Below are 25,943 nucleotides of genomic sequence, written 5' to 3'. Positions count from 1 at the left end.
TCTTACCCTTGACGTTGAGTGAGGATGGTTTCTTCATACTGACGCACCTGTTGCAGCCATTCGCTGCCCGGTATCACGTCATGACGCTGGCAGTAATGCTCCCAGACGGCCTGCCACGGCAGTGATTTCTGTTCTTCCAGCAGGGCCAGACGCGCCGTGTAATCGCCGTTTTGTTCCAATTGGCGTAGCGTTTCCGTGGGCTCCAGCAGGGCGCGCAGCAAGGCTTTTTTCATATTACGGGTGCCGATGACCCAGGCGGCGATACGGTTGATCGAGGCATCAAAGAAATCGAGCCCGATATGCACGCGGTTAAGCAACTTATGCCGTACGATTTCGTGAGCGATAGCCTGCGTTTCATCATCCAGCAACACGACATGGTCGCTGTCCCAGCGTACCGGGCGGCTAACGTGCAGCAGTAGACGGGGGACGTACAGAATGGCACTGGAGATCTTGTCGGAAATCACTTCTGTCGGGTGGAAGTGACCCGCGTCCAAACAGAGCGCGGTGCCGCGACTGGCGGCATAGCCAAGATAGAATTCGTTGGAGCCGACGGTAAAGCTTTCTGCGCCGATCCCGAATAGCTTACTTTCCACCGCGTCAATATGGTGCGCCTGATCGAGTGGTTCAGCGATAATCTCATCCAGGGCGTTAAGCAGCCGCTGACGGAATGCCAAACGGTCGATAGTCAAATCTTTCATACCATCTGGTACCCAGATGTTCATCACGGAAGGCGTACCGAGCTCGCGGCCGAAGTAGGCTGAAATCCGGCGGCTGGCCTGGCAGTGCTCAATCCAGAAACGGCGTACCTTTTCGTCAGGATGCGATAGGGTAAAACCATCGGCGCTCAGCGGATGCGAGAAGCAGGTTGGGTTGAAATCCAGCCCTAGCTGGTGGCGTTTAGCCCAGGCAACCCACTGGCTGAAATGTTCAGGGGCAATTTCGTTGCGGGCGACAGGCTGCGCGGATTCGAGATAGATGGCGTGTAAGTTAAGCCGTTTAGGACCGGGAATCAGTGCAAAGGCCTGTTCCAGATCGGCGCGCAGTTCCTCTGGCGTGTTTGCCTTGCCTGGGTAGTTGCCCGTGGCTTGAATGCCGCCGGTTAATGGCCCGCCGGTTTGCTCAAACCCAGCCACATCGTCACCCTGCCAGCAGTGCATTGACACCGGTATCTGATCGAGCTGATTCAGCGCGGCCTCAACATCAACATTCAGGCTGGCATAGCGCGCTTTTGCCAACTGCCAGGCGGTTTCAATTGGTGTACTCATTGCGTAGTCTCCTTTTTGCCCTTTGGGGCGGTTTCTGGCTGGCTGAGCGCCTGAAAACGACGCCAGTGCCCGGCAAAATCACTCTCCGCACGGGGGGTAAAGCGTTGCAGAGGGAAGTTATGCGTTAGCAAACGGCGGAAGGCGGCAAGGTCGGTGACGGCGTCCAGCGCCATCAGTTGGCAACCGATGTTGCCAAGCGTTGAGGCTTCGACCGGCCCGGCCAGCACCGGAATCTGGCACACATCGGCGCACAGTTGGTTCAAAAACGTGTTCTGGCAACCGCCGCCGACAATGTGCAATTGGCGGATTGGCGCATGGCGCAGATCGCCCAACTCCAACACGACCTGGCGGTAAAGCAACGCGAGGCTGTCGAAAATGCAACGCGCCAGTTCGGCATCGGTTCGGGGAACAGGTTGGTTATGCTCGCGGCAATAGTCGCGGATCGCTTCCTGCATGGAGGGCGGATTGATAAAACGCTCGTCATTGGGATTAATCAAGCTGACGAAGCCGGGCAGGGCGGCGGCGGATTGAATGAGTGCGCTTAAATCCGTAATGTCGCGCTCCCGACAAAGGCGCTGTAGTAGCCACAGGCCCATAATATTCTTCAGCACCCGATAGGTGCCGTCCACGCCGCCTTCGTTAGTGATATTTGCCGCCAACGCCTGAGGGCCATTAAAGGGGATGTCGCTCTCAATACCCATCAGCGACCAGGTGCCGGAACTGAGGTAAGCGCTGTCGCGGTTCTGTAATGGCGTGCCGACCACCGCGCTGGCCGTGTCGTGCGTGGCAACGGCTGTGACGGGGATCTTGCGCCCGCTTGGTGCGATCCAGCTTCCCACGGTGTGCCCCGGCTGTACCGGTTCGCTTAACCAATGACGCGGGATATCCAGATAGCGCAGCAGTTCGCGATCCCAGCTTTTATTATGCAGATTAAGTAGTTGGGTCGTGCTGGCGTTGGTGTATTCGCAGACGATATTCCCGGTGAGACGATAGTGAAAATAGTCTGGGATCATCAGCAAATGCGCCACCTGCTGCCAATAATCGGGTTGTGCATCGCGTAAGGCTTTGAGCTGATACAGGGTGTTAAATGGCAGAAACTGAATGCCGGTACGCTGGTAGATGGCCTCACGCCCTAACTCTGCGGTCACCGTCGCCATTACGCCGTCAGTGCGATGGTCACGATAGGAATACGGTAGGCCGAGACGCCGACCATTTTTATCAAGCAACACATAATCCACCGCCCAACTATCAACCCCAATACTATCCGGGGCGATACCCATGGCATCGATTTGGTGTAACCCAATGAGGATGTCGCGCTCCAGCGCGGCAAGATCCCACTGGTGATGACCGTCCTGAAAAACCAGCGTATTGCTGAATCGGTGAATTTCTTTCAGCGTCAGATGCTGCGTCGCAGTGTGTAAGGTTGCCAGCATCACCCGACCGCTGGAAGCGCCTAAATCCACTGCCACGATATTTTTCACCGCCATAGCCACAACTCCTTATTGTTAGATGTGTTGCAGTGTAATGAGCGGTAATGCGGGCTGCCTTCCTATGAGTGCCATCTACGACTGGCGTCTGGCAAAATGACAAAGCTGACTGTGAAAGGGGTCACAGTCTGGCAAGTTTGCTCGATGGTAACCATGAAAAAGCAAGGGATAAGGCGGTGTGATCCTGACCACAGTTCAATCAATTGAGGGGCGGAATCTTAAAAAAAGAGCAATAAGGTAACGCGTGGGTGACGGTATTTTAAGGTCGATGGTGCCGCTTCTGGCTACTCTTTTTCAAAGACTCGTTTTGGCAAAAGCTGAATGGAGAACTGAAATGACGTTACTTCGTGCTGATGATTTTTTCACTTCGCGTGCTGTTACTGTCGCGGTAGAGCCGCGCACGCCACAAACGGCCTTTCCCGAACATTATCATGATTTCTGGGAAATCGTGCTGGTGGAACAGGGCGCGGGTGTCCACGTGTTCAACGATCAACCCTATGCGCTATGCAGTGGCTCGGTGTTCTTTGTCCGCGATAACGATCGGCATATGTTTGAAGACGTCGAGGGATTATGCCTGACGAACATGTTGTACCGCTCGCCGCGTGGGTTCCGCTTTCTTTCCGATATCGCCGCATTTTTACCCTATGGCCCCAATGGCGAGTGGCAAGGACAATGGCAAGTCAATGCGGTGGGGATGCAACAGCTAAAGCATTCGCTTAATAGCCTGGCGGAACTTTCCCAGAGCGACACACCGGAAGCGATTGCCGCTAGCGAGAGTCTGTTTCTACACATTCTGGTGCAATTGCGTCAGCATTGTTTTCAAACACAGGGCACGGGGTCCGAACGTCAGGGCGTGCAGGCCTTGCTGGGGTGGCTGCAAAATAACTATAGCGAAGAGGTGAACTGGGGCTGTTTGGCCGATCGGTTTGCGTTGCCGCTACGTACGTTGCACCGCCAGATCAAACAACACACGGGTATGACGCCACAACGTTATCTAAATCGGTTAAGATTATTAGAGGCTCGGCGGCGCTTGCAGCAAAGTGACGACTCTATCACGACCATTGCTCACGCTTGTGGATTTAGCGACAGCAATCATTTTTCGACGCAATTCCGTAAGGCATTCTCGCAAGCGCCCAAATCACTACGCCATCAGGCGTTTTCTCATGAAGAGTAAGTCATACCAGCACGGGTGAGGAAATGGCGGCAGTAATTCGGGGGTTGAAATTACAGACAGAAGATTATTTTCTGACTGAGAAAAATGCCGTTATGGTCGCCGATCGGCGACCGCAGTCGGCGTTTCCCCTACATCATCATGATTTTGAGGAACTGGTTATTGTCTGGCGCGGCAATGGCCTGCATCTTTGGAATGATGTGCCTTATCGTATTACTCGTGGTGATATGTTCTATGTCTCTGCGAACGATCGTCACAGCTATGAATCCGTTCATGGGCTTGAACTCGATAATATCCTTTATGTCCGCAATCGACTGACGCTCGCTGCGGACTGGCAAACATTACTACCGGGCGGCGAGCTCCCACAACGTCAGCGCCATTGGTGTTTAGGTTCCGAAGGTCTGGACACCCTGCGTGAGAAGGTCGATGCGTTAATGCAGGAGTGCATGAAATCGGATCCATTATCGTTGCAGTTGAGCGAAGCATTATTGTTGCAGATTGCCTTGCTGGCGGCGCGCTATCGCCACACGCCGGATAATCCCCAACTCGCCGATGCACATCAGTTAGATATGTTGATGAATGCGCTGCGTGCCAGCATTGCCGCGCCGTTTCGCTTTGAGGCCTTTTGCGAACAGCATCGCTTTAGCGCCCGCGGTTTGCGCTCGCGCTTTAAAGCGCAAACGGGCATGAGCGTGCCACATTATTTGCGCCAATTGCGGTTGTGCAAAGCGATGGAATTGTTGCGCTACGATCAGCAAACCATTGGTGATGTTGCCGCGCTATGTGGCTTTGAAGACAGCAATTACTTTTCCGTCGTGTTCCATCAGGCATTTGGCGTCTCGCCCAGCGCCTATCGCCAGCGTTTTGTTAATGTGGAGTGAACTTGCTCGTCAGTAAGGCGTTAAAGCATAGCTTGGTTATCATTACGTTGACGGGTGATGGTAATGTGAATGATTGTATTATGAATGATTGTATTGGGAATGATTGTATTGTGAATGATTGTATTGGGAATGATTGTATTGGGAATGATTGTATTGTGAATGATTGTATTGTGAATGATTGTATTGTGAATGATTGTATTGCGGATGCCGGGCGCTATTAACCACGCGTTATTTCTCTGCGTGAAGCGATGTTCTATTCATTAATTCAACGTGAATTCATTATTTTTTAAATAAAAATCCCACAAAAAATCAGTGAAATTACCATTATAAGCCGCAATGAAAAAACCGTATTTCACTAATAACAAAATAGACTAGAGCGACATTCCAATATAGCAATTAATCCGTTTATTGCTATTAGATGCCTATGTAGAATAGTTTTTTTATATACATGGTAGGTGAAAATGAACTTTTTTGAACAAACATCTCCATCCCGGAGACGCTATGGATTAGCGGCTTTTATTGGTTTGATTGCAGGAATTGTTTCCTCTTTCGTCAAATGGGGAGCAGAAAACCCGCTTCCTCCGCGCAGCCCTACGGATATTTTTAGTAGTGCTTGCGCACCTGAATCGCTAATTAGGGCCGCCGAGCATATTGATTGTTCACGTAATTTCCTTAACCCGCCCTATGTGTTCTTACGCGATTGGCTTGGGGTCGTTGATCCTAATGCGGCGGTTTATACCTTTGCGGGACATGTGTTTAATTGGGTAGGCGTAACGCATATTGTTTTTTCTATCGTGTTTGCCGTCGGTTATTGTGTTATTGCCGAGGTGTTTCCTAAAATCAAGTTATGGCAAGGTTTATTGGCCGGGGCACTGGCTCAGATTTTTGTCCATATGATTTCATTTCCCTTGATGGGGCTGACGCCTCCTCTTTTTGCTTTGCCGTGGTATGAGCATGTTTCTGAAATTTTTGGCCACCTTATTTGGTTCTGGTCAATTGAAATTATTCGCCGTGATTTACGTAATCGTATTACTCATGAACCGGATCCGGAAATTCCATTGAATGCTTCACGCTAGAGGGGGGGGGATATAAACTCCGCTTGTTTTATACCTTCTCGTGCTTATATCATTTTAGCGTGAACGGGGAATTTTCTATAAAAATAATTAGCAATAGAATAATATTTTTGTAGGCTTTGCGCTATTCCAAAATATCTCAATTTACTATCGAGGTGTTTGCTTTATCTGACAAATAAAAATCTATTTAACAAACTTTTATTATCGCGTTTGGTACGCATTCTGTCGCATCAAACGCGGTAATGAAATCTTTATACGGCCATGCCCAAGCCGACAATATTGGCCGCCAGAATGATCACCAAACAACCGAGAACCAGCGTCCGTACGGGCTTCTGGCCGACGGCTTTCCATTCTTTAAACAGTAAACCGACGATACCGCCGCACAATACATAGAAGCTCATGTGCAGCATCCAGCTCATATAGGTGTAATCGGCTGGAATGTTCGCATGCCCCCAGGCATAAAAGAAGAACTGAAAATACCACATTACGCCGCCCAGAATAGCGAACAGCGCATTAGCGATCAGTAATGGTTTCGCCTGTGCCAGATCGGCTTTTAGTGAAATGCCTTTGCAGGTAGCCAAACGAATGAAGCAGAAGCCCAGATTGACGATGGCGCCGCCGCCCATAATCACGACATAGCTGGGAAGCGCCACATAGAGCGCATTGATCCCCAGCGCCTGCGCGGCGGCGTGCATGGGTTTTGCCGCGTCCATGGCAAACGACATACCCGCGGAGAAGATCCCGCACATTACCGCCAGAATAAGCCCTTTTTTCAGGTTGAACTCCTCGGCGCGAATGCCGAGAGCGCGTTCTTTTAGCAAACCAGCATAGCTAACAATGGCAACGCCAATGACGGCAACCAGTACCCCCAGTAATGTCATCTGGCCCCCTGTCGAACTAAACAGGATGAAGAATTTGCCCTGTAAGACCGGTGTCATCAGCGTGCCAATAATTAGCGTCACGCCGATGGCGATGCCGATGCCCATCGACATGCCCAAGTAGCGCATCGTCAGGCCGTAGTTAATGTTGCCGATGCCCCACATGGCGCCAAAGAGAAAGACGGGAAGTAGGGTCGCCATATCGAATGAGGCGTAATAGCGCCAAAAATCTGGAAGTAGCCACCAACTGATACTCCAGGGCAGGATAATCCATGAAAAAAAACCGCCGAGTGACCACATGGTTTCCCACGACCAGTTTTTGACCTGCTTAAACGGCGCATAGAAGCAGGCGGCGCTGGCTGCGCCGATGAGATGCCAGAAAATACCAAGAAAGATAGGATTGCTCATGCGTAACCCCTTGTTTTTACTTTGAAGTAGGCCTGTTTCCGGCCTTGAACGTAGAGTGAGGTGTATTGAGGTTGCCAGACCTGCTGGCGCTAACCAGTGTAGGAAGGCGGAGAAATACGCACCTTCAGATGTGTGCCATGACGAACAGAAAAGCGGCATCGATTGGAAGGTTGATGCTGGCAGGATCACAAAATGGGGAATCGCTCTCTGAAGGCGCTTCTGCAGAGCAGTTTGCCTATCGGTATGACGAACAATAATTGATTAACACTGAAACAGAACTTTTCGCTATTATTTCCCTCTTTTCCCACCTGCATATAGTGAATTATGGAACGTTTTATTGAGAATCTGATGTATACCTCGCGCTGGCTGCTAGCCCCCGTTTACCTTGGACTATCACTGGGCTTGCTGGCGCTGGCGATCAAGTTTTTCCAGGAGGTGTTCCACGTCCTACCTGCTATCTTTGATATAGCGGAAGCGGATTTGATACTGGTATTGTTGTCGTTGATTGATATGACGTTGGTCGGCGGACTGCTAGTGATGGTCATGCTGTCCGGTTACGAAAACTTTGTGTCGGCATTAGATATTACCGAGGGCAGAGAAAAGTTGAGCTGGCTCGGTAAGATGGATTCAGGCTCGCTAAAAAATAAAGTTGCAGCTTCAATTGTCGCTATCTCGTCGATCCATCTGCTGCGAGTGTTCATGGATGCCCGTAATGTTCCAGATAACAAGCTGATGTGGTATGTGATTATCCATTTGACGTTTGTTCTGTCTGCGCTCGTTATGGGCTATCTGGATCGCATGTCGCGTTACGAAAAGAGTAAAGCCGCATAATCAATGCCGCACGGTTTGCATAGCTGGAAGAAAAAACTGATCCTATTGTTAACAAAGTGATTTCATCAATACGCTTTGTCTAATGGGGGATATTATGCCGCAAACCAATCGTATAAACCGCCGTGTGGTTTTGGCTCAACGCCCGCACGGCGCGCCGACGCAAGATAATTTTCGTCTGGAACAGCAGCCTGTTCCATCCATAAATGCGGGGCAAGTATTACTGCGCACCGTGTTTCTTTCCCTCGATCCCTACATGCGTGGCCGCATGAGCGACGCCCCTTCTTATGCTAAACCGATCGAACTGAACGACGTAATGGTGGGGGGAACCATTAGCCGCGTAGTTGAATCCGATCATCCAGATTATCAGGTAGGTGACTGGGTTTTGTCTTACAGTGGTTGGCAGGATTATGCGGTTTCTGACGGTAAAGGATTAACAACTTTGGGGCAATCGCCTGCCCACCCTTCCTACGCGCTGGGCGTGCTGGGGATGCCCGGTTTTACCGCGTACATGGGGCTGATGGATATCGGCCAACCGAAAGCGGGTGAAACGCTGGTGGTGGCCGCTGCGACCGGCCCGGTCGGCGCGACGGTCGGGCAAATTGGAAAATTGCAAGGTTGCCGCGTCGTTGGTGTCGCCGGTGGGGCGGAAAAATGCCGTTACGCCGTTGAGACACTAGGATTTGATGCTTGTCTCGATCACCGGGCGGATGATTTTGCCGAACAACTAAAACAGGCTTGTCCACAGGGCATCGATATCTATTTTGAAAACGTCGGCGGGAAAGTTTTTGATGCGGTATTGCCGTTGCTGAATACTTCAGCGCGTATTCCGGTGTGCGGATTAGTCTCTGGCTACAATGCGACTGGCTTGCCAGATGGCCCAGACCGCTTACCGCTACTGACGGGGACTATCCTGAAAAAACGTATTCGCATGCAGGGCTTCATCATCTTCGATGATTATGGCCATCGCTTTGATGAGTTCTGGAAGGCGGTTTCCCCGTGGGTGGCCGAAGGTAAGATCAAATATCGTGAAGACATTGTCGACGGCTTGGAAAATGCCCCAGAAGCCTTCATCGGCCTGCTACAAGGCCGCAATTTTGGCAAATTAGTGATCAGAGTCGGGCCGGATGCGTAGCGACAGACTCGCCATTACGGATATAACAAGGCTACGATTCTGAACGCTACGGTAATTTCTCTGTGCGAAGCCAGTCCGGCAGATCGTGTAACCCCATGGCCTGACGCACCAGCGTTGGCTTGATGCCGGGCAGCTTGTCGGCCAGCATCAGGCCAACGTCACGCAGTAATTTTTTCGCTGGATTGTCACCGTCAAACAATTCGCGGAAACCTTGCATGCTGGCAAGCATCACCGCAGCGCGATGTTTGCGACGACGTTCATAGCGCCGTAGATAAAGGTGTTGACCGATATCTTTCCCTTGTGATTGTAAGCGTTTTAATTCCGCAATGAGTTCGGCGACGTCCATAAAACCCAGATTAACGCCTTGTCCCGCCAGCGGGTGTACGGTGTGTGCGGCGTCGCCGACCAGCACCAGTCGATGTGCGGCAAAACTCCGCGCATAGCGTGCCATCAGCGGGAAAGTCTGGCGGTCGCTCTCCAGTTCACATAGCCCCAGGCGCATATCAAATGCTATCGCGACCTGACGATTGAATTCCTCCGCTGGCGCACTTTGCATCGCCAGAGCCTGCTCCGGCGGAAGTGACCAGACAATCGAACAGAGATGTGGATCGTCCAGCGGAAGGAAGGCCAGAATCCCGTCACCGTGAAACGCCTGACGCGCAATGGATTGGTGAGGCTGTACGGTACGAATGTTGGCAATCAGCGCGTGATGACCGTAATCCCAAAAGGTGAGTGGGATATCCGCATGTTGACGTAACCACGAATGCGCCCCATCCGCGCCAACCACTAAGCGAGCCGTCAGCATGCTGTCATCCTGCAAGGTGATAAAGGCGTCGTTTTCACCCCAGGCGACCTGCTTTAACGACGCTGAAGGGAGCAGGGTAATATCGCTAAGTTGGGCGGCGCGTTGCCATAGCGCCTGCTGAATCACCGCGTTTTCGATGATATGACCGAGGTGGGAAAAGCCAAACTCTTCGCCGCTGAAGCGGATTTTGCCAAAACTGTCGTTGTCCCAGACGAGCATGTCGTTATAAGGACTGACGCGTTGCGCGACGAGGTTATCCCAGACGCCGAGATGTCGCAGCAGGGATTCGCTGGCGGCATTAATCGCGGAGACCCGCAGTGCGCGGCTTTTTTCTGTGAGTTGAGGTTCGGCGGTCTGCTTCTCCAGCACGGCAATACGCAGGCCGTTACCTTGTAGACCACAGGCGAGCGCCAGACCGACCATACCGCCCCCGGTAATAACGACGTCGAATGATTGCATTTTTATATTTTCCTGTTGGCACGCCTAATTAACGTTCTACCCAACCTAATGTGCGACGGGCGAAAGCATCACGCAGCAGCGGTAGGTTATTCATGGCTATCAGGCCCAGATTACGACCGACCGCTAGTGCGGTATAGCGGTTAGCAAACAGCCTGACCAGTCCGTCGGTGATCGCGACGGTAGTCTGTTGGTCGTGTTCTCGTCGTTGCTGATAGCGACGGAGTACGCGGTAATGGCCGATATCTTGCTGGTTTTTTGCCGCTTCGACGAGCGTTTCCGCTAGCGACATCACATCGCGAATGCCTAGATTGAAGCCCTGCCCGGCAATCGGATGAAGGGTTTGGGCCGCGTTGCCGACTAACGCCAGTCGATGGCTAATGTGCTGGCTGGCGATGAGCAGGCGCAATGGATAGCGATGGCGTTCGCCGACGTGAGTGAATCGCCCTAGTCGCCAGCCAAAAGCTTGTTGTAGCTGGCGGCAGAATTCTGCTTCACCCCACCCATCGACCAGGTGTTGGTGGTGTTTATCGTGGCACCAGACCAGTGAGCTGCGGCCATGGCTCATTGGCAATAGCGCCAGCGGGCCGTGTGGAGTAAACCGCTCGAAGGCACGGCCACGATGGGGTTCGGCGGTGGTGACGTTCGCCACCGTTGCGATTTGTTCATACTCATGCTGTTGCCATTGAACTCCGCAGGCATGCGACAGCATGGAATGCGAACCATCGGCGGCCACCAGCAGTTGGCCGGTTAGCGTGGTGTTATCGTCCAGCGTGAGCGTCGCGTTTTCCTGCGTTCTTTCGACGGAAATCACGCTCGCGGGGCAATGCAACCGTACGCCTGGCGCCTGTTGTAGTAGGGAAAACAGACGTTGTCCTACGTCATACAGTTCAACCACATGGCCTAATGCCTGAACAGGGTAGTCTGAGGCGTTTAAATTCACCACGCTGGCATGGCCACGTTCGCTGACGTGAATATCGGTGATCGCCGTCGCATAATCTGACAGTGCTTGCCAAATGCCTAACGCCGCGAGTTGCTGACGTGTGCCATCCGCCAAGGCGATCGCCCGTGCGTCAAAACCTGGATGTTCCTTGTCGCACGGCGCGTGAGCTTCTATAAGGTCAACCGAAATAGTACCTTGTGAAAGCCGCGATATTGCCAGCGCCAGCGTCGCGCCTGCCATTCCGCCACCGACAATCATGACCGTCATGTTACTGTCCTTTGCGAGAATCGCTTAGTGTTGCCTGACATGCCGTTGCGCCATCAGCGCTTCGATGGCATCGGCGTCTTTAACGACGCCTGCTGTCAGGTTTTCATTGCCGTTTTCAGCGATCACGATGTTGTCTTCAATGCGGATACCGATTCCCCGATACTGCTGTGGCACATTCGCGTCGGGCGCGATGTAAATGCCGGGCTCGATGGTGAGTACCATACCGGGCTCAAGTAGACGGCCTCGATCGGTCGTACCGTAATCTCCCACGTCATGGACATCCAGCCCCAACCAGTGGCTGAGGCCGTGCATAAAGAACTCACGATGTGCTTGTTGGGCGATCAGTTCTTCGACTTGACCCTTCATCACACCCAGAGTGACAAGGCCATTCACCATGATTCTGACCACCTCATCGTTCACCTCACGAATGCTGCGACCAGGCCCGAAAAGTTCCAGCGCGCGCAGTTGCGAGCGTAACACGATGTCGTAAATGGCACGTTGTGGCGCGGTGAATTTACCATTAACAGGAAAGGTACGGGTAATATCGCCCGCGTAGTTTTGGTACTCACAACCCGCGTCGATCAGCACCAGGTCGCCGTCGCGCATTTGCGCTTCATTTTCGGTGTAATGCAGGATGCAGGCGTTGTCACCGCTGCCGACGATGGTGTTATAAGACGGATAGCGTGCGCCGTGACGAGTAAACTCGTGATGAATCTCGCCTTCAAGTTGGTATTCATACATGCCAGGGCGACACTTTTGCATTGCGCGCGTGTGCGCCTGTGCCGTTATGTCGCAGGCGCGGCGTATTACCCGGATTTCCTCTGGCGATTTGATCAGGCGCATCTCATGTACCCAAGGGCGCCAGTCGGTTAGCGTGGCAGGGGCGGAAAACCCCCGGCGAGCGCCGTTGCGCAGGGTATCCAGCGCGGTGAAGACGAGCTTATCGGCGTAATCGTATTGCCCCTGCGCGTGGTACACCACATCCAGACCATTTAACAATAGCGGTAGCTGTGTGCTGATTTCGTCGAACGGCAGAGCGCGGTCAACGCCGAGTTTAACCGGTGCCGCTTCCTGACCAAGACGCCGCCCAAACCATATTTCGGCGGTCAGATCGCGCACGCGGTTGAAGAGCACGCTGTGATGGTGTTTAGCATCACTTTTTACCAGCAGTAGAACGGCCTCTGGCTCATTAAAACCGGTGAAATACCAGAAATCGCTGTTTTGACGATAAGGGTAATCACAGTCAGCATTGCGCTGCGCTTCCGGCGCAGAAAAAATAATCGCTGCGCTCCCCGACGCCATTTTTCCTAATAATGTCTGGCGACGACGAAGAAATTCTTGTGGGTTCATCAGCTGCTCCTCAAAATGATCCGTGCGGTTGCTTTTTTCCTTCCGCCTGCATTAGCCCTGCTTTTTATAAGATAACGTTTCTCACCCGATCACCCCGCATAAAAAAATTAATGCAGTGTCGGATTTTGTTGCTCAGGGGCGCTAGCAATGCTTTGGTGAGTAAATTCGTTATGGCATAAAATGGCAGAAATGCGAACGTACTCAATCACTTCTTCCAGAGATTGTTCCAGCTCTTCCTGATCTTCCTCTTCGTCGTAGCCAAGCTGTGCGATATTGCGCAGATCTTCAATGGCTTCCTTGAGTTCGCCTTGTGCTTTGTTCAGCGTAGGCTGGACTACGCCTATGCCAAGTAAGAAGTGGTTGACCCAACCGGCCAGTGCATCGGCGCGATCGAAGACCGTGACGTTATCCTGCGCATCGTCAGGCAGAAAGAGCTGAAATAGGAAACCATCATCTTCCAGCATTTCACGCGTAGTCTGGTAGAGATTTTGCAGCGGCTGCGACAGCGTTTGGGTAAACGCCATGCCGTCATTCGTCAGCTCAAAAACCAGCGTTCTCCAACTGTCGTCATGGTTTCCACCACACAACATCCCACAGATCAAACCGTGCATCTCTGCTGCGGTTAACGCGACTTGTTGCCGATTAAGCAGTTGGTTAAGGTCTTCATAGGCGGGGAACGTGTTTTCTATAGACATGCGGATTCGTCATCGTTGACTGGATTGGTTCGTGCTATGCTACCACCAAGCTCCCATTCGATTCCAGAAAGGGCTTGTATCTTCGATCTCGGCTATATATAGTTGCGCCCGCTTTAACGAGCCCAATGTAACGGCTGATGCCCCTATCATGCGGGGCGCAGGCGCATGAATGACAAAAGGCAGGAAGGTGGTATGTCTGCACAACCAGTAGATATTCAGATTTTTGGTCGTTCGTTAAGAGTGAATTGCCCGCCAGAACAACAGGATGCGTTGAATCAGGCGGCGGAAGATCTTAACCAGCGGTTGCAAGATCTTAAGGTTCGCACGAGAGTCACCAACACCGAGCAACTGGTGTTTATTGCGGCGCTGAATGTGTGCCATGAATTAGCGCAGGAGCGGGGGAAAACCCGTGATTATGCGTCGAATATGGAACAGCGTATTCGTATGTTGCAGCAGACTATCGAACAGGCGTTGCTGGAACAGGGTAAAATTACTGAACGTCAGGGTGCGCAGTTTGAATAACGTCGTATTTTGACAAAAGTACGGTGTTTTTACGCGATAAGACGTGTTAAGGTTTATCGCAAGTAACGGATAAAATTTCTCTGGGATGTTTGTCAGCGGGCCAGTCCCCTGAGCCGATATTTCATACCAACAGAATGTAACGCTCCGTGGTCGGTGAGCATGCTCGGTTCGTCCGAGAAGCCTTAAGACTGCGACGCTACATTCACCTTGAACCAAGGGTTCAAGGGTTACAGCCTGCGGCGGCATCCTGGAGATCCCCTCTTTTTTATACTTTTCTTGACCTGTGGCGATGCGGCCGATGTCATTTTCTGATTCATCAACGATTCCTAATATCTCATCTCTTTCTACTGCGGCATTGCGTCAGCAGATCCGCCAGATTGTACGCCAAAAGCGGCGTTTACTGACGTCGGAGCAGCAGGCGTATTTTGCGCAGCGGGTATGCGATCGCGCCCTGACTCACCAGAAAATCATGCAGGCAGAGAATATAGCGGTATTTTTGTCATTTGATGGCGAGCTCGATACTTCTCCATTGATTCAGCAACTGTGGCAACAGGGAAAGCGTGTTTATTTACCGGTTTTGCATCCCTTTAGCGTCGGGCATCTGTTGTTCCTGCGCTATGCGCCGGAAACCGAGCTGGTGCGCAATCGCCTGAAGATCATGGAACCGCGTCTGGACGTGCGACAGATATTGCCGTTATCCCGGTTAGATATCTTGCTGACGCCGCTGGTGGCGTTTGATAGCCAGGGGCAGCGGTTGGGCATGGGGGGCGGCTTTTATGATCGAACGTTGCAGTATCGTCAATCGATGTCCCATGGGCCCTATCCGATTGGTCTGGCTCACGACTGTCAACGGGTTGATGCACTGCCAGTGGAAAGCTGGGATATTCCACTGCCGGAAATTATCACGCCCTCTTGCCACTGGCAGTGGGATGCGCCAGCTAGCTTTTAAGCGTTTCGAGGGCGCGATCGTGGCCCAGCATCTGTTGTACCAATTCCACACAGCGTAAAAAGCGCGAATCGTAGTCCGATTCTTTGATGTAAATATATTGGATGTGATTACTCGCCAACATCGTTTTCAACAGATTTTGAAACTCTGCACGGGCAGCGGCGCTGCCTAAACTTCGCAGTCCGTCGGCGACCCACGGCGTGTTATTTTCCAGCAAAATCACCAGATCGAAGCGATATTCATCAATGAGCGCCTGAACGAACGGATGTTCTCGGCCTTCGTATTGCTTGCAGAACGCCTGTGTAGTGACAAAATCAGTATCGATAAAAGCTACTTTATTCGCGTATTTGACAGCGAAATCGATGTACTGAGCCTGACCTAGCGCGATCTTGTCATAGTCGGAATATTGCAAAGCCATCTCATCGCCGCCCAGGTGAGAAAACACGTAGTCGCGGCCATATTCCCAGGCGCTGGTGGTATTGAAGATATTGGCCAGCTTGTTTACTAACGTCGATTTACCGCTGGATTCGCCACCCAAAATAGCAACGGTACGTACAAAAAACGGCTTCACTTCGGTAGGGATATAGTCCCAGTAACGAAAGGGATCATGGCGGATCTGCGAACCGCTGATGTTCATGAAAGATCGCTGCGGATCGATTAATACGGCCTCGATGCCCAGATGCTCACGATACTGTGGGGCATCTTGCTCTTCACTGGTGTAGACGAAATGAGGCGTGATACCTTTTTCCTGCATAAATGCCTGAATCCCTTTACTCCATACATCCCAGCCGTGCGGATAAGGTTCCATCCCTTGCTCATTAAAGGCATGAATATGAATATTCTTTTGGTACTTAAAGGTTTGCAATAACCAGCGCAGGCGATCGCTGACGGTAGGCTGCTGTGACATTGAGCTATTTTCAAACAGCAGACGATCGCGAGGTTCGTCGTAACCTAAAATGACATGCAGCTCATCGACCTGGCTGCACGCGCGCTGAATCAGATAAATATGACCCGTATGTAATGGATAGAACTTGCCGAAAACGACGCCAATACTTTTTTCGTCGTGTGGAAATTCCAGCCCAAGAAAGCGGTGCAAGGCTTCCAGCTTCTGTGCGCTGGGGCTTTTGATTTTGGCGTTCAGTAATTGACTAAGATAGCCTTTGGTCATACCGGTCGCATCGGCAACCTGCTGTAGAGTAAAGCCCTTCTGCCGGATGGCAGATTTCAAATAAGCAAATGATGACATGGCGCAGGAACCTTATTCAGAGATCGTCGAGGATCGACAAGGCGTCGGTCAGTTTTTTTACCCCAAATACCTGCATATTGGCTGGCGTTTTCTTCGGCATGTTGGCATAAGGAACGATGGCGCGTTTGAAGCCGTGCTTGGCGGCTTCGGCGATCCGCTCTTGTCCGCTGGGAACCGGGCGGATTTCACCTGCCAGACCGACTTCACCGAAAATAACGAGGTCCTGCGGTAATGGGCGATCGCGAAAGCTGGAGACCAGCGATAGCAGTAGCGCCAGATCGGCGCTGGTTTCGGTCACTTTGACGCCGCCGACGACATTCACAAACACATCCTGATCCGACATCTGCAAGCCGCCGTGGCGGTGCAGGACGGCCAGTAGAATGGCCAAGCGGTTTTGCTCCAGCCCAACCGCAACGCGACGCGGGTTTGACATCATCGATTGGTCTACCAACGCCTGAATTTCTACCAGTAACGGGCGCGTGCCTTCCCAGACCACCATGACGGAACTGCCTGACGTGATCTCGTCCCCGCGGCTGAGGAATATTGCCGACGGGTTACTGACTTCGCGTAGCCCTTGCTCCGTCATAGCGAAGACGCCCAACTCGTTAACGGCACCGAAGCGATTTTTATGACTGCGTAGGGTACGGAAGCGGGAATCCGCATCGCCATCCAGCAGCACAGAACAGTCAATACAGTGTTCTAACACTTTCGGCCCGGCGAGTGAGCCGTCTTTTGTAACGTGGCCCACCATAATGATGGCGACGCCGCGCGTTTTGGCAAAACGTGTCAGGTAGGCGGCGGTTTCTCGCACCTGCGCTACGCTTCCGGGAGAAGATTGAATATCGGCGAGATGCATGACCTGAATGGAGTCGATCACCATGAGCTGCGGCTGTTCCTGCTCGGCAATCAGGCAAATCTGTTCAATGCTGGTTTCCGACAGCATGTTGAGATTGTGAGCCGGTAAATTGAGGCGATGCGCTCGCATCGCCACCTGTTGTAATGATTCTTCCCCGGTGACATACAGGGTCTTCATTGTTTCTGACAGTTTGCAGAGCGTTTGCAGTAGTAGCGTGCTTTTCCCCGCGCCGGGGTTACCGCCGATCAATATCGCGCTGCCTGGAACGACGCCGCCGCCCAGAACGCGGTCAAACTCTTGAAAACCGGTAGAAAATCGGGGCAGCGCTTCAAGGCTGATGGCTGACAGTTTTTGTACCCGGCTGACGCCAGCGCTTTCGCCCGCATAACCGGTGAGCCTATCGGAACGTGATACTGACGCTGCCGCCAGACGTACTTCGGTAATGGTGTTCCAGGCATGGCAGGCGCTGCACTGCCCTTGCCAGCGCGGATAGTCCGCCCCGCATTCATTACATACAAACGCCCGTTTGACCGCTTTCGCCATGTATTACCTCCAGCAAATTAGCGTTTTTCGTGTCTCATGCTGCCGCTAAGAATGCACAATACGCCAGTAAGATCGGCGTGGCGGATGGTCACTGCAGATTGCTCATTAACTTTCGGCTTAGCGTGATAGGCAATGCCCAGGCCGGCAGCCTTGATCATTGGCAGATCGTTTGCACCGTCGCCAATCGCTACGGTTTGTTGCATTGGAATGCCGAATTTTTCTGCCAGTTTCCGCAATGTCGCCGCCTTATATTTTGCATCGACAATCGGCCCTACGACTTCACCCGTCAACTTGCCGTCTTTCATGCCTAATTCATTGGCAACGGCGGCGATCAGGTTTAGTTCGTCACGCAAATACTCAGCAAAGTAGGTAAACCCGCCGGATGCGATGGCAATGTGCCAACCGGCTTTCTGAAGCTGGCTCACCATATTACGTAGACCTGGCATTAGCGGCAGCGTTTTACGCACCGTCGGTAAAATCGCGGCGTCGGCGCCTTTTAGCGTGCCTACCCGTTGGCGCAGGCTGGCGGCGAAATCCAACTCGCCACGCATGGCGCGTTCGGTCACTGCAGCAACCTGCTCGCCTGTGCCAGCCAGTTTGGCGATTTCATCAATGCATTCGATCTGAATAGCGGTGGAATCCATGTCCATCACCAATAAACCTGGCGAGCGCAGCGTTGGCGAGTTACTCATGGCGGCGACATCAATTCCCAGATCGTGTGCCAGCTTGGTGGCGCGCGGCGTCAGCGCCCCGGCCAAACGCACGACCTGATAATCGCCTACGTTCCAGGCGCTGACGATCACCATCGCGCTTCCGAGCTTACGCTGGTAGAGCGAAATCAGATTTTTATCGAGTACGTCGCTATAAATCAGCCAGCCGGTATCACCAGCACGGTAGTCAAGCGGCATCACCTCGTCGCCGCTGAGCGATAGTGGCAGTCCCGGCCAACAGTTAATCTCGGTTGGGAGATCACAATAGGTCAGACTATTCGACATGGGGAAATCCTCTGCTGGCGGTGTGGTAAAAAATCAGTGATAAAAAATCAACAATGAAGCGGCATCGATTAAATCGCTGCCAGCTAAAAACTGGGCAACAAGCTATCCTATCGTCGGCGCTTCTGGCAACATGAAAGTCTCCAAATCGTATGAGGATGGTCATGGTTCGCGCCCATATGAAGTTTCGTCTGCACCGCACGGCAATTGTGCTGATTTGCCTTGCCTTACTGGTGGTTTTAATGCAAGGCGCATCCTATTTCACTTTAAGCCATCAGATGGCGCGATCTGAACAGGTTGACGAATTGGCGCGTACGTTGTCCCAGCAGGTAGCTTACCGCCTTTCGCCACTGATGGGCAGCGTGGATGATAATAGCCAAAAGATTAATATCACCCTGAAACAGCTTACCGAACACAGCCGTATTTTGGATGCCAGCGTATACCAGCAGGATGGTTCTCTGGTGGCGCATGCGGGTGAAGCGGTGCCGCTACGCGATCGGCTGGCGCTGGATGGAAACCGTGTCGGGAGCTATTTTAACCATCAACTGGTCCAGCCGATTGAGGGAAAAGACGGGCCTATCGGTTTCCTTCGTCTTACTTTAGATACCCACGTGTTGGCCACTGAAGCCCGGCAAGTGGATAACACCACAAATCTTCTGCGTCTGATGATGTTGCTTTCGCTGGCTATCGGCATCATTCTGGCTCGAACGTTGTTGCAAAACCGCCGTACTCACTGGCAACAGTCGCCTTACCTGCTTACCGCAAGTACGCCCGTGGAAGAGGAAGGAGATAGCGCGGCGAGCGACTCGCTGTCAGACGGCAGTGTGGTTGCGGAAAAAAACGGGGCAGAGAAACATCACTGACACACCCGCCGTTGTCCCCACAAACCTGAGTACAAATTTCGTTTAAGCGGCCTAAAGCGATGTTGCCAGAAAAGTTGGTGTTAGATGCCGTCAGGCCAACTGTGGCAGACTTCCATGAAGTATGGGCAAAAGAAAACGCTCACTAAATCAATGCGTGAAGCAAATTAGGCGCACTTGCGTAGCATACCACTTCGCTACATGTCGAGTGGGTAAAGCGCGACAACTGAGCATCGGCGCATGCTGAGGATAAAGGGTAACCGACTAGATAACCGTTGATTGTTTATCACATCAATATCGGTGAAAATAGCGGCCAATTTCGATTAACACGACGAGTTTGGCACGCGGAGCGCTGAAAAGAGAGTACTTCCACAAGTGTGTACAAATCCGTGAACAAACTAAAAGAATTTATACATGGCAAACCAAGATTTTCTAAATGAAATCAATAAACGGCGGACCTTCGCTATCATCTCGCACCCTGATGCGGGTAAAACCACGATTACTGAAAAAGTTCTGCTGTTCGGACAGGCGATCCAGACGGCCGGTACGGTGAAAGGACGAGGGTCGAGTCAGCATGCAAAATCCGACTGGATGGAGATGGAAAAACAGCGCGGTATTTCTATCACTACCTCCGTTATGCAGTTCCCCTACGGCGAGTGCCTGGTCAATCTGTTGGATACCCCAGGGCATGAAGATTTCTCCGAAGATACCTACCGTACGCTGACGGCCGTGGACTGCTGCCTGATGGTGATCGACGCCGCAAAAGGGGTTGAAGATCGTACCCGCAAGCTGATGGAAGTGACTCGCCTGCGCGACACGCCGATTCTGACGTTTATGAACAAGCTTGACCGTGATATTCGCGATCCGATGGAAGTGCTGGATGAGGTCGAGAATGAGCTTAAGATTGCCTGTGCGCCGATTACCTGGCCTATCGGCTGCGGTAAGTTGTTCAAAGGCGTGTATCACCTCTATAAAGATGAAATTTATCTGTATCAGAGTGGTAAAGGCCATACGATTCAGGAAGCGCGCATTGTTAAAGGGTTGAATAACCCAGAGTTGGACGGCGCAGTGGGCGAAGAACTGGCAGCGCAATTGCGTGAGGAATTAGAATTAGTGCAGGGTGCATCGCATGAATTCGAGCTCGATGCATTTCTATCCGGGGAACTGACTCCCGTCTTCTTTGGTACAGCGCTGGGCAATTTTGGCGTTGATCACATGCTGGATGGCTTAGTGGCTTGGGCGCCAGCGCCAATGCCGCGTAAAACAGACACCCGTGACGTTGCGGCAACGGAAGAAAAATTTACCGGCTTTGTGTTTAAAATTCAGGCGAACATGGATCCGAAACACCGTGACCGTGTGGCATTTATGCGCATTGTGTCAGGAAAATATGAAAAAGGCATGAAGCTGCGCCAGGTTCGAACCGGCAAGGATGTGGTGATTTCAGATGCGCTGACTTTTATGGCAGGCGATCGTTCCCATATTGAAGAAGCTTATGCTGGCGATATCATTGGGTTACACAATCACGGTACTATCCAGATCGGCGATACCTTTACGCAGGGTGAAGACATGAAATTCACTGGCATCCCTAACTTTGCGCCGGAGCTGTTCCGTCGTATCCGCTTGCGCGATCCGCTCAAGCAGAAGCAATTGCTGAAAGGGTTGGTACAGTTATCCGAAGAAGGTGCCGTGCAGGTCTTCCGACCACTAACAAACAACGATCTGATCGTGGGGGCTGTCGGGATTTTGCAGTTTGATGTTGTGGTCGCCCGTCTGAAAACGGAATACAACGTGGAGGCGATTTACGAATCGGTAAATGTGTCTACTGCGCGCTGGGTTGAATGCAGCGATGTGAAGAAGTTCGAGGAGTTTAAGCGTAAGAACGAACAACATCTGGCGTTGGATGGCGGGGACAATCTGGCTTATGTGGCTCCAACGATGGTAAACCTAAACCTGACGCGGGAACGCTATCCCGACGTGACATTCCACCAAACGCGCGAGCACTGATACTGATATTGATGACGCCGCACATCCACGTGAAACGGCGTGGCAGCGGCGGTGAAGTGATCAGAATGCCTCCAGGAAACCCCGTCCTTCAGGGCGGGGAGCAGTCAATACGGTGTAACAGACAAATCCGAATTACTGTGCTGCCCTCTATGTTTCCCGCCGATCGTCCATTCCGTACGCTATAGTTGACGGTACGTTAACTATTTTAGCTTGTTCAACTGCTAGCGGTGTTTAAATCGAATCATTGTTTTAATTTGTGTGAATTTATTAATTTAATATTCTGATTTTTACGTTAATCACTGCTGAGCGTTTATGGATCGAGATACCGGGCTACCACGGCGTGAGGTATCCCTATGGGAGGTTCATCACCGTGTTTCCCTCAACGCCACTCTTAAGTGACCATCATTCGGTTAATCGTCGGGTTTATAGAAGAGCATTAGAAGGAAGGGATCGATGAAAAAGAGCACATTGACACAATCGCTGATCGCCGTCGCTCTAGGCACCATGCTGGCTGGCGGCGCTTTGGCTGAAGAAACGTTAGGGCAGAAGGTTGAACGTATCGCGACGACTACGGGTGAAAAAATTGATCATTCAGCCAATAAAGCGTCCAGCTACATGAGTGACAGCGCCATCACGGCCAGAGTGAAAAGCGCTTTGCTGGCCGATAAATCGGTCACCAGCAGTGATATTTCTGTTGAAACCTCAAACGGTATTGTTACGTTGAGCGGTTTCGTCGGTAGTCAAGCGCTTAGCGCACACGCGGTGGACATCGCCACTCGGGTTGAAGGCGTGCGCTCCGTTAGCGATAAATTACAGGTGAAAGATACGCCGTCGCAATCCATAGGTGCCTATGCCGATGATGCTGTGATTACCAGTACGATTAAGGCCAAACTGCTGGCGGATGATATCGTTCCCTCGCGCAAAGTGAGCGTTGAAACGCAAGATGGGGTTGTGCTACTAAGTGGCGAGGTTGATAACAAGTCCCAGTCTGACCGCGCCGAAAGCATCGCGAAAGCCGTCGATGGCGTGAAAAGCGTCAAAAATAATCTGACAATTAAATAACCCACATATTTCTTATCGGGTTATCCGAACGGTGGATAACCCAATCTCATACCCTCTGTGATAGATCATCAGAGCGGCCGCCACGATTTTCACGCTTATCAGGAAAGGAGGACGTATGTTCCGTTGGGGAATTATATTCTTAGTTATTGCGCTTATTGCCGCAGCACTGGGCTTTGGTGGCCTAGCGGGTACAGCCGCAGGCGCAGCGAAAATCGTTTTTGTCGTCGGAATTATTCTGTTTCTGATTAGCTGGTTTGCGGGTAAAAAAAGACCTTAACGCCGTGCATGATAGTGGGACATGATATAAAGTAAAAGATGTCATGTAGAGCACACAGCCGCGCCATGCGGCTGTCACATTCTCTTGACACACTGTCCGCGTATTTACTGCATTTCGACAGTTTATCAGGAGGTTAATGATGAATAGCGATATCGTCGTTGGCAAATGGAAACAGTGGAAAGGGAATTTCCTGGCGCTGTGGGCCGATTGGTTTGACAGCGATTGCGCCTGGTTGGAAGGGAGTAACAATTACTTGTCTGGCGTTTTACAAGAGGGCTATGGTAAAGCGCATGAAGAAGTATCCTCGGAGAAAACCACGTTACACTGAGGCTCTCCATTAACGGCAAGCTCGGTTCTGCCAGCGTAATTTGGCGGGATGTCGTTTGTTTGGCGATTAGATTGCCTTATTCTGACGGGGTCAATCTTATCGGAGACGCGCGACATGCTGTCTGCACATTACCGTTTTATCGATACCCACTGTCATTTCGATTTTCCCTTGTTTTACGATGAATTACCCGAAAGTTTGAGGTTAGCACAGGCGGCCGGTGTTGAAAGCATCATTATTCCAGCCGTGGCATCATCGTATTTTGCGCGCGTATTGACGCTCGCTCGCACTACCCCTTCGCTGTATGCTGCGCTTGGCCTTCATCCGCTTTATATTGCTGAACATCATGAAAGCGATCTGTCCCGTCTGGAAGAGGCATTGCGTCGTTTACCGGCGAAGCTGGTGGCAGTTGGAGAGATAGGGTTGGATGGTTATATGGCTGAACCACAGTTAGAACGGCAGCTTACTTTCCTCACGGCACAACTTCGGCTGGCAAAAGAGCACGATCTCCCGGTAATCCTGCACTCGCGGCGCAGCCACGATAAACTTGCACAATTGCTTCGTCGCATGAATATGCCTCGCACTGGTGTCATTCATGGGTTTGCCGGTAGTCTGGCACAGGCGCAGGCCTTTATTCGATTGGGCTATTACATTGGCGTCGGCGGGACAATAACTTATGCCAGGGCGAACAAAACGCGTCGGGCCATCGCACAATTGCCGTTAGATCGCCTGCTTTTGGAAACTGATGCCCCTGACATGCCGATGTATGGCTATCAAGGTCAGCCCAATCGGCCTGAGCGTATTGCGTGTGTGTTTCACGCGCTATGTGAGTTGCGCCCAGAATCACCAGCGGAGATTGCAAAAGCACTTTGGCAGAATTCGTATCGCCTATTTGGACGGCTTACGCCGACGTAACGCGCGGATCACACCCGCCAATAAAAATATGTTTATGCCGTCTTCCTACTATTGTTGCCTGCATTGGTAGCCATATCTGCCACTCCGATTTGCCATATTGTGCCTGTAATTGTGATCTAGATCACTTTTTTGTGTGTTTGTGCATTCGACGTTGCCAATATTTGTGACATAAATTAGCGACCTTGATCGACCTATCTTTATACTCGGCATACTTCAAGTTGCATGTTTACTGGCTATGTCAGATATCCTCAATCATCTGTTGATACAAGCGTGTTGAGTTATCTCCCCGTCGTCTGCCTGAAACTTGAATTTATTAGCGTATAGGATTCGTTCGCCAGCGCGTAATAATTACCCAGGCAGAACAATCTTTTATTATGTTTTCTTCTTACGCATTATAGGGAACTGTACATGCAACTCGTGATGAGTCTTATCGGCATGCTTGTTCTGATCTTATGCGCGGTTACGCTGTCCAGTAATCGTAAAGCGATCAGATTACGCACCGTAGTAGGGGCTTTAATAATTCAGATTAGTATTGGTGCGTTGGTGCTATACGTGCCCGTTGGGCGTAATATTCTGGAAAGTATGACGAGCGGTGTCGCAAATGTTATCGCCTACGGAAATCAGGGGGTCTCTTTCATATTTGGCGGTCTGGTTTCTGACAAAATGTTTGACGTGTTCGGCGGCGGTGGGTTCGTTTTCGCATTCCGCGTCTTACCTATCATCGTCTTTTTCTCTTCACTTATCGCTGTGCTGTATTACATCGGCGTGATGCAGTGGGTCATCCGGTTATTAGGCGGCGGATTGCAAAAGCTGTTGGGGACGTCTCGTACCGAATCACTTTCTGCTACCGCGAATATCTTTGTAGGGCAAACAGAAGCGCCGCTGGTGGTGCGTCCGTATATCGCCAACATGACACGTTCAGAACTGTTTGCCGTGATGTGTGGCGGATTGGCCTCCATTGCGGGATCGGTGATGGCGGGCTATGCACAAATGGGCGTGCCGTTGGATTATCTGATAGCCGCTTCCTTTATGGCGGCGCCAGGCGGATTGCTATTCGCCAAACTGATGATGCCGGAAACAGAAATAACGCGCGACCATGATGAGGTGGTCGGCTTTGTTGGTGAAGATGATCGTCCGGCTAATGTTATTGATGCGGCGGCGAGCGGCGCAGCATCCGGTATGCAATTAGCATTGAATGTGGGGGCGATGCTACTGGCGTTTGTCGCCTTGATTGCTTTGCTTAATGGCATTTTGGGCGGTATCGGCGGGTGGTTTGACTATCCGAACCTGTCAATGGAACTCATCCTGGGGTGGATATTCGCACCTGTCGCGTTTTTAATTGGTGTACCGTGGAATGAAGCAGCCGTAGCAGGATCTTTTATTGGGCAAAAACTGATCGTCAATGAATTCGTGGCTTATATGAATTTTAGCCAATACCTAAAAGCGGACGATCTGGTTTCCGCTGCGGGGTTGCAGGTGCTGTCGGATCACACTAAAGCGGTGATTTCGTTTGCGCTATGCGGTTTTGCCAACCTTTCGTCTATTGCCATCCTCATTGGCGGCTTGGGTAGTATGGCACCGAGCCGACGCCAGGATATCGCCCGTCTGGGGTTAAAGGCGGTGGCGGCGGGTACGCTTTCTAATCTGATGAGCGCCTGCATTGCCGGATTCTTTCTGGCGCTGTAGTGCGCTGATACCTTCGCGTTAGTGAGAAAATGGGCGACTCAAGTGGCCCGTTTTCGTTTACATGACG

At 51.6% G+C, this 25,943-nt stretch carries 24 protein-coding genes and 1 other RNA gene; 15 read left to right on the top strand and 10 right to left on the bottom strand.

Annotated elements, in window-relative coordinates; translation table 11 throughout:
* Positions 1 to 2 precede the first annotated feature (2 nt).
* A complete protein-coding gene (locus tag RFN81_RS16320; protein WP_264496827.1) occupies positions 3 to 1,265 on the bottom strand; it encodes an L-rhamnose isomerase in 1,263 nt (420 codons plus the stop codon).
* Positions 1,262 to 2,752 (bottom strand): rhamnulokinase, encoded by a 1,491-nt coding sequence (gene rhaB, locus RFN81_RS16315; RefSeq protein WP_264496826.1) that lies wholly within the window; start codon positions 2,750 to 2,752, stop codon positions 1,262 to 1,264. The genes RFN81_RS16320 and rhaB overlap by 4 nt, the downstream gene beginning before the upstream one ends.
* Positions 2,753 to 3,086: 334 nt before the next feature.
* On the opposite strand from rhaB, the gene rhaS reads away from it, so the two are divergent.
* From rhaS to RFN81_RS16300, 3 genes are all read left to right on the top strand, one after another.
* Positions 3,087 to 3,926: an HTH-type transcriptional activator RhaS gene (gene rhaS / locus RFN81_RS16310; RefSeq protein WP_264496825.1), complete on the top strand. Its 840-nt coding sequence runs from the start codon at positions 3,087 to 3,089 to the stop codon at positions 3,924 to 3,926.
* 23 nt (positions 3,927 to 3,949) lie between these two features.
* The gene (locus tag RFN81_RS16305; RefSeq protein ID WP_264496824.1) at positions 3,950 to 4,804 is read left to right on the top strand and encodes a helix-turn-helix domain-containing protein; all 855 of its coding nucleotides are present in this window, start codon (positions 3,950 to 3,952) and stop codon (positions 4,802 to 4,804) included.
* A gap of 461 nt (positions 4,805 to 5,265) precedes the next feature.
* Positions 5,266 to 5,880 carry a YagU family protein gene (locus RFN81_RS16300; RefSeq protein ID WP_264496823.1) on the top strand — a complete coding sequence of 205 codons (615 nt, stop codon included), beginning with the start codon at positions 5,266 to 5,268 and terminating at the stop codon, positions 5,878 to 5,880.
* Between the two features lie 248 nt (positions 5,881 to 6,128).
* On the opposite strand, the gene rhaT is transcribed toward RFN81_RS16300, so the two are convergent.
* Positions 6,129 to 7,163, bottom strand: coding sequence for an L-rhamnose/proton symporter RhaT (gene rhaT / locus RFN81_RS16295; protein ID WP_264496822.1), 1,035 nt, complete (start codon positions 7,161 to 7,163; stop codon positions 6,129 to 6,131).
* Positions 7,164 to 7,487: 324 nt separating this feature from the next.
* On the opposite strand from rhaT, the gene RFN81_RS16290 reads away from it, so the two are divergent.
* Together RFN81_RS16290 and RFN81_RS16285 are read left to right on the top strand one after the other, a co-directional pair.
* Positions 7,488 to 7,994 carry a TIGR00645 family protein gene (locus RFN81_RS16290; RefSeq protein ID WP_264496821.1) on the top strand — a complete coding sequence of 169 codons (507 nt, stop codon included), beginning with the start codon at positions 7,488 to 7,490 and terminating at the stop codon, positions 7,992 to 7,994.
* A 94-nt stretch (positions 7,995 to 8,088) separates the two neighbouring features.
* Positions 8,089 to 9,126, top strand: coding sequence for an NADP-dependent oxidoreductase (locus RFN81_RS16285; protein ID WP_264496820.1), 1,038 nt, complete (start codon positions 8,089 to 8,091; stop codon positions 9,124 to 9,126).
* A 46-nt stretch (positions 9,127 to 9,172) separates the two neighbouring features.
* Here RFN81_RS16285 and ubiI read toward each other — a convergent pair whose 3' ends face one another.
* The 4 genes from ubiI to RFN81_RS16265 form a co-directional block, all read right to left on the bottom strand.
* Positions 9,173 to 10,390 carry an FAD-dependent 2-octaprenylphenol hydroxylase gene (ubiI, locus tag RFN81_RS16280; protein ID WP_264496819.1) on the bottom strand — a complete coding sequence of 406 codons (1,218 nt, stop codon included), beginning with the start codon at positions 10,388 to 10,390 and terminating at the stop codon, positions 9,173 to 9,175.
* 28 nt (positions 10,391 to 10,418) lie between these two features.
* Positions 10,419 to 11,597 carry a 2-octaprenyl-6-methoxyphenyl hydroxylase gene (gene ubiH / locus RFN81_RS16275; protein WP_264496818.1) on the bottom strand — a complete coding sequence of 393 codons (1,179 nt, stop codon included), beginning with the start codon at positions 11,595 to 11,597 and terminating at the stop codon, positions 10,419 to 10,421.
* Positions 11,598 to 11,621: 24 nt separating this feature from the next.
* Positions 11,622 to 12,947, bottom strand: a complete 1,326-nt coding sequence (pepP, locus tag RFN81_RS16270) for a Xaa-Pro aminopeptidase (protein ID WP_264496817.1) — start codon at positions 12,945 to 12,947, stop codon at positions 11,622 to 11,624.
* Between the two features lie 107 nt (positions 12,948 to 13,054).
* The gene (locus tag RFN81_RS16265; RefSeq protein ID WP_264496816.1) at positions 13,055 to 13,642 is read right to left on the bottom strand and encodes a YecA family protein; all 588 of its coding nucleotides are present in this window, start codon (positions 13,640 to 13,642) and stop codon (positions 13,055 to 13,057) included.
* Between the two features lie 192 nt (positions 13,643 to 13,834).
* On the opposite strand from RFN81_RS16265, the gene zapA reads away from it, so the two are divergent.
* From zapA to RFN81_RS16250, 3 genes are all read left to right on the top strand, one after another.
* Positions 13,835 to 14,164, top strand: a complete 330-nt coding sequence (gene zapA, locus RFN81_RS16260) for a cell division protein ZapA (protein WP_010284667.1) — start codon at positions 13,835 to 13,837, stop codon at positions 14,162 to 14,164.
* Between the two features lie 74 nt (positions 14,165 to 14,238).
* Positions 14,239 to 14,422: non-coding RNA, 6S RNA (gene ssrS / locus RFN81_RS16255), on the top strand.
* Between the two features lie 40 nt (positions 14,423 to 14,462).
* Positions 14,463 to 15,113, top strand: a complete 651-nt coding sequence (locus RFN81_RS16250; protein ID WP_264496815.1) for a 5-formyltetrahydrofolate cyclo-ligase — start codon at positions 14,463 to 14,465, stop codon at positions 15,111 to 15,113.
* Here the strand turns inward: RFN81_RS16250 and nadR are convergent.
* Genes nadR through serB form a run of 3 tightly spaced genes read right to left on the bottom strand, consistent with a single transcriptional unit; the run spans position 15,103 to position 18,750 of the window.
* Positions 15,103 to 16,356, bottom strand: a complete 1,254-nt coding sequence (nadR, locus tag RFN81_RS16245) for a multifunctional transcriptional regulator/nicotinamide-nucleotide adenylyltransferase/ribosylnicotinamide kinase NadR (RefSeq protein ID WP_264496814.1) — start codon at positions 16,354 to 16,356, stop codon at positions 15,103 to 15,105. The two genes, RFN81_RS16250 and nadR, sit on opposite strands and share 11 nt — an antisense overlap.
* Before the next feature lie 16 nt (positions 16,357 to 16,372).
* Positions 16,373 to 17,755 carry a DNA repair protein RadA gene (gene radA / locus RFN81_RS16240; protein WP_264496813.1) on the bottom strand — a complete coding sequence of 461 codons (1,383 nt, stop codon included), beginning with the start codon at positions 17,753 to 17,755 and terminating at the stop codon, positions 16,373 to 16,375.
* Positions 17,756 to 17,772: 17 nt separating this feature from the next.
* Entirely contained in the window at positions 17,773 to 18,750 is a 978-nt protein-coding gene (gene serB, locus RFN81_RS16235; RefSeq protein WP_264496812.1) for a phosphoserine phosphatase, read from the bottom strand.
* Positions 18,751 to 18,911: 161 nt separating this feature from the next.
* Here serB and RFN81_RS16230 point away from each other — a divergent pair, with 161 nt between their 5' ends.
* The 7 genes from RFN81_RS16230 (at position 18,912) to RFN81_RS16200 (ending at position 25,876) form a co-directional block, all read left to right on the top strand.
* Positions 18,912 to 19,610 (top strand): YtjB family periplasmic protein, encoded by a 699-nt coding sequence (locus RFN81_RS16230; protein WP_264496811.1) that lies wholly within the window; start codon positions 18,912 to 18,914, stop codon positions 19,608 to 19,610.
* A gap of 411 nt (positions 19,611 to 20,021) precedes the next feature.
* A complete protein-coding gene (gene prfC / locus RFN81_RS16225; protein ID WP_264496810.1) occupies positions 20,022 to 21,611 on the top strand; it encodes a peptide chain release factor 3 in 1,590 nt (529 codons plus the stop codon).
* Positions 21,612 to 22,064: 453 nt separating this feature from the next.
* Positions 22,065 to 22,673: a molecular chaperone OsmY gene (gene osmY, locus RFN81_RS16220; RefSeq protein WP_264496809.1), complete on the top strand. Its 609-nt coding sequence runs from the start codon at positions 22,065 to 22,067 to the stop codon at positions 22,671 to 22,673.
* A gap of 115 nt (positions 22,674 to 22,788) precedes the next feature.
* Positions 22,789 to 22,950 carry a DUF1328 domain-containing protein gene (locus tag RFN81_RS16215; protein ID WP_264496808.1) on the top strand — a complete coding sequence of 54 codons (162 nt, stop codon included), beginning with the start codon at positions 22,789 to 22,791 and terminating at the stop codon, positions 22,948 to 22,950.
* A 139-nt stretch (positions 22,951 to 23,089) separates the two neighbouring features.
* Entirely contained in the window at positions 23,090 to 23,278 is a 189-nt protein-coding gene (locus RFN81_RS16210) for a CsbD family protein (RefSeq protein ID WP_264499013.1), read from the top strand.
* A 114-nt stretch (positions 23,279 to 23,392) separates the two neighbouring features.
* Entirely contained in the window at positions 23,393 to 24,190 is a 798-nt protein-coding gene (locus RFN81_RS16205) for a TatD family hydrolase (RefSeq protein WP_264496807.1), read from the top strand.
* A gap of 408 nt (positions 24,191 to 24,598) precedes the next feature.
* Positions 24,599 to 25,876, top strand: coding sequence for a NupC/NupG family nucleoside CNT transporter (locus RFN81_RS16200; RefSeq protein WP_264496806.1), 1,278 nt, complete (start codon positions 24,599 to 24,601; stop codon positions 25,874 to 25,876).
* Positions 25,877 to 25,943 lie beyond the last annotated feature (67 nt).

Source organism: Pectobacterium cacticida, from assembly GCF_036885195.1.
Classification (GTDB): domain Bacteria; phylum Pseudomonadota; class Gammaproteobacteria; order Enterobacterales; family Enterobacteriaceae; genus Pectobacterium; species Pectobacterium cacticida.
The sequence above is the reverse complement of the archived record's forward strand: the minus strand, read 5'-3'. Positions and strand labels throughout refer to the sequence as shown.

Excerpts from the sequence above, each read along its gene's own strand:
- RFN81_RS16250 (WP_264496815.1), top strand. The coding sequence starts at position 14,463 with ATGTCATTTTCTGATTCATCAACGATTCCTAATATCTCATCTCTTTCT.
- RFN81_RS16210 (WP_264499013.1), top strand. The coding sequence starts at position 23,090 with ATGAATAGCGATATCGTCGTTGGCAAATGGAAACAGTGGAAAGGGAAT.
- prfC (WP_264496810.1), top strand. The coding sequence starts at position 20,022 with ATGGCAAACCAAGATTTTCTAAATGAAATCAATAAACGGCGGACCTTC.
- RFN81_RS16305 (WP_264496824.1), top strand. The coding sequence starts at position 3,950 with ATGGCGGCAGTAATTCGGGGGTTGAAATTACAGACAGAAGATTATTTT.
- RFN81_RS16285 (WP_264496820.1), top strand. The coding sequence starts at position 8,089 with ATGCCGCAAACCAATCGTATAAACCGCCGTGTGGTTTTGGCTCAACGC.
- rhaB (WP_264496826.1), bottom strand. The coding sequence starts at position 2,752 with ATGGCGGTGAAAAATATCGTGGCAGTGGATTTAGGCGCTTCCAGCGGT.
- radA (WP_264496813.1), bottom strand. The coding sequence starts at position 17,755 with ATGGCGAAAGCGGTCAAACGGGCGTTTGTATGTAATGAATGCGGGGCG.
- RFN81_RS16320 (WP_264496827.1), bottom strand. The coding sequence starts at position 1,265 with ATGAGTACACCAATTGAAACCGCCTGGCAGTTGGCAAAAGCGCGCTAT.
- rhaS (WP_264496825.1), top strand. The coding sequence starts at position 3,087 with ATGACGTTACTTCGTGCTGATGATTTTTTCACTTCGCGTGCTGTTACT.
- nadR (WP_264496814.1), bottom strand. The coding sequence starts at position 16,356 with ATGTCATCATTTGCTTATTTGAAATCTGCCATCCGGCAGAAGGGCTTT.
- ubiH (WP_264496818.1), bottom strand. The coding sequence starts at position 11,597 with ATGACGGTCATGATTGTCGGTGGCGGAATGGCAGGCGCGACGCTGGCG.
- ubiI (WP_264496819.1), bottom strand. The coding sequence starts at position 10,390 with ATGCAATCATTCGACGTCGTTATTACCGGGGGCGGTATGGTCGGTCTG.
- rhaT (WP_264496822.1), bottom strand. The coding sequence starts at position 7,163 with ATGAGCAATCCTATCTTTCTTGGTATTTTCTGGCATCTCATCGGCGCA.
- zapA (WP_010284667.1), top strand. The coding sequence starts at position 13,835 with ATGTCTGCACAACCAGTAGATATTCAGATTTTTGGTCGTTCGTTAAGA.
- osmY (WP_264496809.1), top strand. The coding sequence starts at position 22,065 with ATGAAAAAGAGCACATTGACACAATCGCTGATCGCCGTCGCTCTAGGC.
- RFN81_RS16230 (WP_264496811.1), top strand. The coding sequence starts at position 18,912 with ATGGTTCGCGCCCATATGAAGTTTCGTCTGCACCGCACGGCAATTGTG.
- pepP (WP_264496817.1), bottom strand. The coding sequence starts at position 12,947 with ATGAACCCACAAGAATTTCTTCGTCGTCGCCAGACATTATTAGGAAAA.
- RFN81_RS16300 (WP_264496823.1), top strand. The coding sequence starts at position 5,266 with ATGAACTTTTTTGAACAAACATCTCCATCCCGGAGACGCTATGGATTA.
- RFN81_RS16290 (WP_264496821.1), top strand. The coding sequence starts at position 7,488 with ATGGAACGTTTTATTGAGAATCTGATGTATACCTCGCGCTGGCTGCTA.
- RFN81_RS16265 (WP_264496816.1), bottom strand. The coding sequence starts at position 13,642 with ATGTCTATAGAAAACACGTTCCCCGCCTATGAAGACCTTAACCAACTG.
- serB (WP_264496812.1), bottom strand. The coding sequence starts at position 18,750 with ATGTCGAATAGTCTGACCTATTGTGATCTCCCAACCGAGATTAACTGT.
- RFN81_RS16215 (WP_264496808.1), top strand. The coding sequence starts at position 22,789 with ATGTTCCGTTGGGGAATTATATTCTTAGTTATTGCGCTTATTGCCGCA.
- RFN81_RS16205 (WP_264496807.1), top strand. The coding sequence starts at position 23,393 with ATGCTGTCTGCACATTACCGTTTTATCGATACCCACTGTCATTTCGAT.
- RFN81_RS16200 (WP_264496806.1), top strand. The coding sequence starts at position 24,599 with ATGCAACTCGTGATGAGTCTTATCGGCATGCTTGTTCTGATCTTATGC.